This is a genomic window from Ensifer sp. EB106-03-01-XG145, from assembly GCF_058792075.1.
Map to the genome: position 1 here is coordinate 1 of NZ_JBYTEC010000054.1, position 7,677 is coordinate 7,677.

The window sequence follows — 7,677 nt, forward strand, 5'->3', positions numbered from 1 at the left end:
TACGGTCATCCCGACCGCGACATAAGAATCTCATCCAGATTGTCGCCGCCGTCTCATCCTGATCGCCGCGCTATAGGATGACTTTCCATCACTCGCCTTCTGGCTCCAATCGATGACCATCACATGTCAACAATTCCATGTACGGATTATGGCAGGGGCGGCGGCAGTATAGACCGAGGAGGCAGAACAATGGTTCCGAATAAGGGCACAATTGTTCCGACACGAGAGCACTACGCCATCGAGATTTCACAAGCGCTGAAGGAAGACGTCGGAATGAACCCGGCCGCGACCAAGACAATCATGCGTTGGACCGGGGCAAGTGATCGAGCGGTTAAGTATTGGCTCAATGGAGAGAGGGAGCCGGGAGGCTGGCACTTGGTACAGCTCGCAAGGAACTCCGACGCGGTGTTGCACGCATTCCTGCATATGGCCGGGCGCGATCTTTTCGAAGTATCGATTGAGTTGAATGCCGTCCAAGCATCACTCGCGCGTGCAGCGGCCATCATCAGCGCTCTGGCCCCACGTCGCTGAGAACTTCGTGGCTACCCGCAACATAGCGGGTTGGCAAGCTCCCGCTTGGGTAAAGGAGAGCGGTCGCCAAGGTGGCTCGTGACGAGCTTTCTTGTCCAAATCTTTCAACAGTTTTTCGCCGTGCCCCTGGCAGGAATCCGATTTTGCAAACAGCTTGCCGCGTCCCGTGACTTGGATCACCATCGCTTCGATAACAAAGAAGTAGTCTCGTTGCAGAGGGAAGTCGCGATGTGGCGAACCTTGGGAATAGCAATAACGTTGCAGGCAGGCGCTGCTGTTGCTCAGTCAAGCGAGGGGCCGAAACTCGATGAAACCGGGAAATACGCTGGAAACTACTTGTGCGCTCCTTTGGCATCAGGTGGAGTCCGGTGGGATGAAACCACGAACGAATGGCGGGGAACCGCTTTCAAAGTGCCACCTGATGGGCAGTTTGTGTTTGAGATTAAGGTTGCCGACAAGCGCATGGAGTGGGAGGCTTTTGGATGGCCGATGGCCGGAACGACCTATCACGCGATCATGCGGCCACTTGAAGGCAACGTTGTTTCCTGTTGGGGCGAGCGCGAGGGATACCAGCCCGCCGAACTGGTCGGCTACGGCCACATTCTGATGTCACAGGACGGCAAGTTTCGATGCCAGACACGTGGCGGCCTCAACTATTACGACTTCAACCTCAGCAACCGTCGGTATCAACGAACCTATCATGCCGGTTTCATCGACGGTGAGGACTCAGGGGAAGACACCCCGTCTGTTGAGATTGGAAAATGCACGCGGATGGATTGAACAGAGGGAAAACGATGATCCGGCAGTTGCCGTAAAGTATTCTTGCTATGATGGTTCTTACAAGAACTGGGTGAACCCCAGTAACACATAAGGGACCCGAAGGTCCCTTAAGGCGGTCGGCGTATAGCCTGACCCCGTGGCATTGCCATAAATGCAACCTAGAGCACTCTTGCCCATCTTGCAAGCCACTTTCGGCGTAGTGCTCGTCGTGACCAGCCCCCTTCTCAGATCGCCTCAGGTAGCAACGTCTCGGCAGCCATCTCCTGAGCAAGGAGGGTAGACCGCCGCTTTGCGAGAGTTTCGCGATAATCCTGCGCCTCGATGTCCTTGAAGAACGGGGCATCTGGAGCCAAGCGCTTTACAGCAGTCTCGACCTCGTCCAGCGTCGCCTTGAAGAACTCCTTCCGGTAATTCTGGGCATTCACTCGCACAGGCTCAAATTCGGCATGCAGAGCACGTTCCAGTCCCGGGGCGTTGTCGCTGTAGATGATGGCGTGAGTATCGAAAACAAACGGAACGCTGGCGTCCCCAAGCTCGCGGATGCGGTCGGCCGGATCGAGACGCCGCGTCAGGCCGATCTTCACAACGTCACTGCCGAACGAACCTACGTTCGAAATGATGTAGACGTATCCTGAACGGGTCTTCTCGGCCATCGCTTGTGCCCGTTCAAACTTAGCATGCGCCTCCGCCAGGTCGCGCTCCAGCATCTCAATCTGGGTATTGAAGGCTTCGAGTTTCGGACCGACTGCGCTCTCGGCTTCCGCCTTGGCTTTGTCGAGAAGGCGCTGATAACGAGCTTCCTCCTCCTCGGCACGCTCCATGTCGCGTACAAGTTTCTGCTCTTCCTTGGCTGCCCTGGCCAACTCCGCCCGCTCTTCTCGTTCGGCCTTGAGCTTCTCTCGGTACTCGTGCGCCAGAAACAGCTCCTGAAACTTCAGCTTCAGGTACGGTTCGGTAATGGAAACGTGGTTGGACTCGTTCAGCTTGTTAATCTGGGTGAAGGCAGTCGCGATGCGTTTTTCCATCGCGTTGACGTTGCTCCACCGACAGTTCGCTATTGCCGCCTCGCATTCATTGTTGAAGGCCCGAAGCGTCAACTTGATGTTCCGATTGGTCATCGTCTGACCCTTCGCGGTACTTCCCTCGACCGTCCACGCGGTGGGGCACACGGCCGCCGTCTTGGCCGTCACCATCGCCTTCTGGGAAGCCCTCACGACTTCGATATTGCGCTTGTACTCTTCGCTGTCGTTAAACTCGAAATGCGGTTCGTAAACGCCCATCTCCGCAAACGCCAGCTTCTCGTCGAAGACGGCAACTTCCTTTATCAGGCGATCATAGATGGCCCGCTTCTCGACATAGGAGTTGCGCAGATCATCGATCTTCACCGTCTCAACCTTCACCTGTGTCTGAAGCTTGGACACCTCTGCATCGACATCGAGGACGCTCTTGAAGCGCTCTTCCAGCCCCGCCAGGCGCTCAGTCAAAGTGCCTTTTTCCTCGTGGAGCCTGCGTCCCAGCTCCATGGCCTTCGAGAGCTTCGCGTTCGTCTCGGTCAGTTCACCGCTGAGCTGGACGACTTCAGCTGTGGCCTTCCTTGCTTTTCGGCGCTGCTTCCACCACAGCACCAAGAAGACCAACATAGCCACCGGAATGACCAGAACAAAGGTAACGCCAATTGCGACTGAATATTCCGGACTCATTGATGCTCCCCAGCCCCAAAGGCTGGAGATTACCGTTCTCGTTGAAGAATCCAAGGGAGCACAATCATTCGACGGATAAAATGCGCCCTTATCGACATCAGGCGCGGTGGTCACCCTTCACTATCCCTGCTCAATTCTCTCCCTAAGTTCATCCCAGAGCAGATAGTGAAAAGGACTTCCTGTTTTCTCCTTAAAGAATTTCTCGCCAGATGCATTAATGAATAGCTCAGTCAAAAACGAAATGAACGACATAAATGAAAGAATAATCACGAGCGAGACTGACGCTATCAAGATAATTGCGAATAGAATCACTCCGTTTTGATCGCGAATTTCCACGTCACCGTACACCAGGTAGGCCGCAAAAGGGTCCGCGATAGCTACCGTCGCTGCAAGAAATAAAGTACGGAGGGTGGTGGTCTTCTTCAAACAGCTCTCCTTCCCGCTAGGCCGGGGCGGTCAAATATCTGACGAACCTCCGCAGGATCGTTCGGAGGACATACTGGGCTCACTGCGATTATAGTCGCAATCGAACCCGGCCTCCTGCCTACCCAAGTCGCTTCAAGGTTACGCCGCCTCGTCTACTGCCATAGCAGGGTTACATGTTAAAGCGTTGATAGAAACCATGTTGTAACGAAGAAGCAGAAAGCAATCACCCACGTTGCGGTCAGAGCCTTTGCCTCTCGTTTTCTGTGGGTGAAGAAATAACTGAGATACCGCCCCTGCTTGTCCATAAGAGGCAAGTCTTTCAATACAATGTACCCGATCAGGACGATGAAGAGAGATGCCGATACCAAGGCACTGATTCCAAACACACTCGTAAAGAAGCCATTTGGACCGACCATTTCTTGCATCTCTTTGCTCTCCGCTGTTCAAGTCAGGCAGACGCCCTTTGGACCGCGCGGTTCCAGCATATCGCTGTTTAGTGGGAGGTCATTGCCCGTTAAGGCGTCCTGATCGCGATCTGCGGCGTGGCGGGAAACTAGGATATGGCAACGCCATTGATTGATGGCTGAGGCGCTGGTATAATTATTTAATAAATACAATAATTTAGACGTGACAGGAAAATGGATTGGATCAAATCAACGAAACCTGACCAGCAGCACGTGCCTCAGTGATCGTCTGAACTGGCTCGATTGCCATCTAGTGCAATCCTCGCTCTCTCATTCGAACGGTACATTTCCACCAAGGTCTGAAGGCCCGCCCATAGTCCGTGATCCATTATCATCGTCCCAGGGCCAGACCGTGATGTCACCAGAAGGCCAAATTCATTCAGTTCGAAGCCGTCCAGCAAAACCTCAGAAAACCAGAGTTCAAGATTGTCGATGATCGCGCCAGCATGTTCCGCTGACCCGTCGAGATCGACCGAAAGGTTATCGGTAACCAATTGGCGCAGAGCGTTGATTTTCAGAAGAAGCTCCTGGACGAGCCGTTTTAGCGCTTTCACCATCTGCTGAGAGCCATCATCAAGGTGGTTAGCATCCCAGTTGAGAAGTTCCGCGTCAGACGACACTGGCTCGGCTTCCAGGTTGATGATGTCATCGTAAGCTTTTCGCCAATGACCGAGCATCTTGGAATAGTCGTTGTAAATCGTGCGAGAAGACGGAAACCCGTCGAAGCCGAACTTTGGTGTGTTCCCGCTCTCCGACACCTCTTCCGCCGTAGGTCGAATGGGCTTTTTTCTGTCTACCAGAGCTTTACATACAACGTGTATTTTTCGAAGCGTATTCCTCCTCGTCTTCCTACTAAGAGGAGTGTTGTCTATCTCTTCGACAGACTTTTCTTCGGCCCATTTCAAGATTGGAGATCGTCGAGTAGACAAATCTATTCCTCGCTTTGCGGCAGTGAGATCATGAGATGGCTTGAATGCGACCTTGCTTCTAAGACAACTTTTTCAACTAACTGGTCTACTTGGTCGCGCACTCGGAGGTCTTGCAGTTTGAGGTGACCACTCGCCAACGCAGTTCGATCCTCGGTAGACACTTGCTCCAACAGGAACTGGGAAATGATGTCAGCTGAAGCTTCGCGCTCGGATTTCGTTAGATCAGTCCGAAGAGAAAGGGGCACCTGCCCTGCATTGAACATCATCTGGTCGATGAACTCTTTCCTCACTCCCTCCACCTTGTCATCCTTCAATATCGTCCAAAAACGGCCCGCTCTAGCGAGGATTGCCACGAGGTCGAACGATGTATGATCGCGATATCCCACGGCTGACGCACCGTCGTTAGCAACAAGAGCTACCCCAGGCTTTTTGCCGGATTCGATGTCGCGTTTCACAATCCGCGAAGCCGCATTCAGGTGAAGCGTGGTTCTGAAAATAGCCTCATCGATGTCTTCGATCTCATCTCTGAGGGTGTTGTTCTCGGCTCGGAGTCGGCCCGCTCGGATTTTGAATTCTGAGCTGGAAATCGCCCCTTCATTTTTGCTCCGGTGGAGAAATTGAAGTTCCTGCCGCTGTTCCTGTAGTATTTGACTACGCTCATTTCGCCGCCACAACAATTTTGTGCCAAAGAGTTCAAGTTGGAAGATGAAGGGCGTACCGCTCATAAAGTGTCGGCACCATATACAATTCTTAGCTCCCCCTCGCACGGGCGCGTAGTCTTTGATTACTCCCTTCGAGCCAGCTTTATCACTGTAGATGGGCGCACCGCCCTTATCGCATCCTTTGCCATCTTCCAAGCACACGCCGATGTTGACATCACAGAACAGATTCCTATCGGCGCGGCTAAACGCTACTAGAGTATTCTCATCGACGTAGGTGGTCCGGAGCCGTGCCTCCTCTACTTGCATATTTTTCAGATCATCTGTGAAAGATGAAATCTCCTTCGATGACGATGAAGACATGGCTGCCGTAAGCTTCCGGCTCAGGTGAACCGGATCAAGCATTAAATAGTATAGCGTCATGGCAACGGTCGCGTGTCCCGCAACGATTTTGCTAATAATCTCAATTGGAACACCGGCTTTGTGTAGAGCCGAAATTCCCCTTACTCTAAGTCCGTGCAAACTATAGGCACATTTCTCCGGCTGTTTTATCTTGTCGTTGAACGAAATAACGAGCCGGACCGACTCGGTCGGGTTTCGTTCGTTCCATCGGCGCTCAATCTCCATCTGCAGAAGATTGAAAGCCTTTCCCACGTAACCGTGGCTAGGTGGGATTCCAGGCAATGGGTTTCGCGCAGTGGGGGGCATTCTAAAAAGGGCAAAAATATCTGGAAGCTTTTCCACGGTAACGTCGGGAAGTAAATCGTCCAAATATTCGCTAGGTGTTATGGGCCGACTGACCGGGTTATAGGCTATTTGCCACTCCGCAAGATCATAAAGGAGCTTGTGCAATTCATCAGACATCCAAGGAATTACATACGGTTTACCAGTCTTATTGGTATTAACACTTATGCCAGTGATTTTGGGTTCTGACTCTTGGAATTCGTATGCATAGCCCCGGGTTTCATCTTTTCCGGCCCTGCCGGTACGATACCAATGACCCGCGTGCGGAGAAGTGTTTGTCTCCCATGTCAGGGTGTTGCCGTTAAACCTTCGGATGTCGCCTTCCCCAGAGTCGAAGCGTCGGAATTGAACAGTCCTCAGTGGTAGCTCGAATAAACACCGTATGAGGGTAGGAACGACCGGACAGTAAATATCCTTCAGCTGACCCTGCACTATAACCTCGGCGCGGAAATTTTCGCCGGGCCACCCACCTTCGCCTTCCTCAAGTATCTCTTTCGCAAAGAAATAAAAACGTTCCGGCAACGGTCGAGCAGACGATTGGGAGGGCTTTCCCGAGCCATGCCCAACCATATTGATGACCGCCCCAAGTTTTTTCTCAGAAACCAAGGGGAAAAACGTCTCATCGGGATAAATATCCGCCATCTCTGCGAGCAGAAAGTCCGAGAAACGCTTCGTCAGTCTGAGGTTTAGCAGCAACGATGGCGTCCATGTCTCGCTCCTGGATTCGTATAGATTAGCAATCGCGTCAGTAAGCGACTCCAACAGCATCGCCTCGCGCAAAGAGGTGAAACCACCTTCTTGAATCAATTTATCGAGAGAGAGTAAAATCTGCCGGTCAATTTTCGGGCTAGATGTCGATGTCGCTGAATATCTCTGGTAATAGTCGAGAATTTCCTTTTGGAGGGGCGTGCTGTTCTTACTAAAATACTCCCAGGTTACCCCGTCTCGTCCGGACTTTATCCGCGACTGCGGCGCGTTCGCCAGTATTCTGTCGTCGTTGTAGTATTTTCCGAGAGCGCGCGTGACCTCACGAAAACAGGTGGAAGCAACCTGATCCGAATTTAGGAAGCCTTCTCGCCATCGTAGTCCATCAGGGGTTCGAAAGAACTTTATAATTTCCAACATCACATCTGCCGGAACGCTCTCGATGTGATCGGCCCCCGATAGCATCATGGTAATAGACGCAAGCACCATGATGAGCCGAGATCGCTGGAATTTCGGCGATGCCCGCTTCTCTACAGTGGAAAAGACACCGTGGGGCTCTAAACTCTCTAAGAGACTGATACCGAAGGTAGTTTTGACAAGGAAACGCTCCGCAATTTCGGTATGCATTACAGATCGTACGAAAAACTCAGGAGCCATGCAGATGGATGCCTCTAAAAACCTCCCCTTCAGCCGGTTTTCGTGATTCAATCCGGCCTGCGTGATTTGCAGGGAACGGATG

General features: G+C 52.4%; 7 protein-coding genes. 2 read left to right on the forward strand and 5 right to left on the reverse strand.

Going from position 1 to position 7,677, the window contains the following annotated elements:
• Positions 1-189: 189 nt before the first annotated feature.
• Positions 190-531, forward strand: a complete 342-nt coding sequence (locus AC3WWH_RS34525) for a hypothetical protein (RefSeq protein ID WP_492377613.1) — start codon at positions 190-192, stop codon at positions 529-531.
• Positions 532-609: 78 nt separating this feature from the next.
• A complete protein-coding gene (locus tag AC3WWH_RS34530) occupies positions 610-1,311 on the forward strand; it encodes a hypothetical protein (protein WP_492377614.1) in 702 nt (233 codons plus the stop codon).
• A 224-nt stretch (positions 1,312-1,535) separates the two neighbouring features.
• Here the strand turns inward: AC3WWH_RS34530 and AC3WWH_RS34535 are convergent, their stop codons facing one another.
• From AC3WWH_RS34535 to AC3WWH_RS34555, 5 genes are all read right to left on the reverse strand, one after another.
• A complete protein-coding gene (locus tag AC3WWH_RS34535) occupies positions 1,536-3,011 on the reverse strand; it encodes an SNIPE associated domain-containing protein (RefSeq protein WP_492377615.1) in 1,476 nt (491 codons plus the stop codon).
• Between the two features lie 120 nt (positions 3,012-3,131).
• Positions 3,132-3,437: a hypothetical protein gene (locus AC3WWH_RS34540; protein ID WP_492377616.1), complete on the reverse strand. Its 306-nt coding sequence runs from the start codon at positions 3,435-3,437 to the stop codon at positions 3,132-3,134.
• Between the two features lie 176 nt (positions 3,438-3,613).
• Positions 3,614-3,862: a hypothetical protein gene (locus AC3WWH_RS34545; protein ID WP_370059545.1), complete on the reverse strand. Its 249-nt coding sequence runs from the start codon at positions 3,860-3,862 to the stop codon at positions 3,614-3,616.
• A 257-nt stretch (positions 3,863-4,119) separates the two neighbouring features.
• Complete coding sequence (locus AC3WWH_RS34550; RefSeq protein WP_492377617.1) at positions 4,120-4,806, reverse strand: hypothetical protein; 687 nt, start codon at positions 4,804-4,806, stop codon at positions 4,120-4,122.
• A gap of 26 nt (positions 4,807-4,832) precedes the next feature.
• Positions 4,833-7,677: VPA1269 family protein (locus AC3WWH_RS34555; RefSeq protein ID WP_492377618.1), on the reverse strand; the 2,845-nt coding region annotated here is incomplete at its 5' end.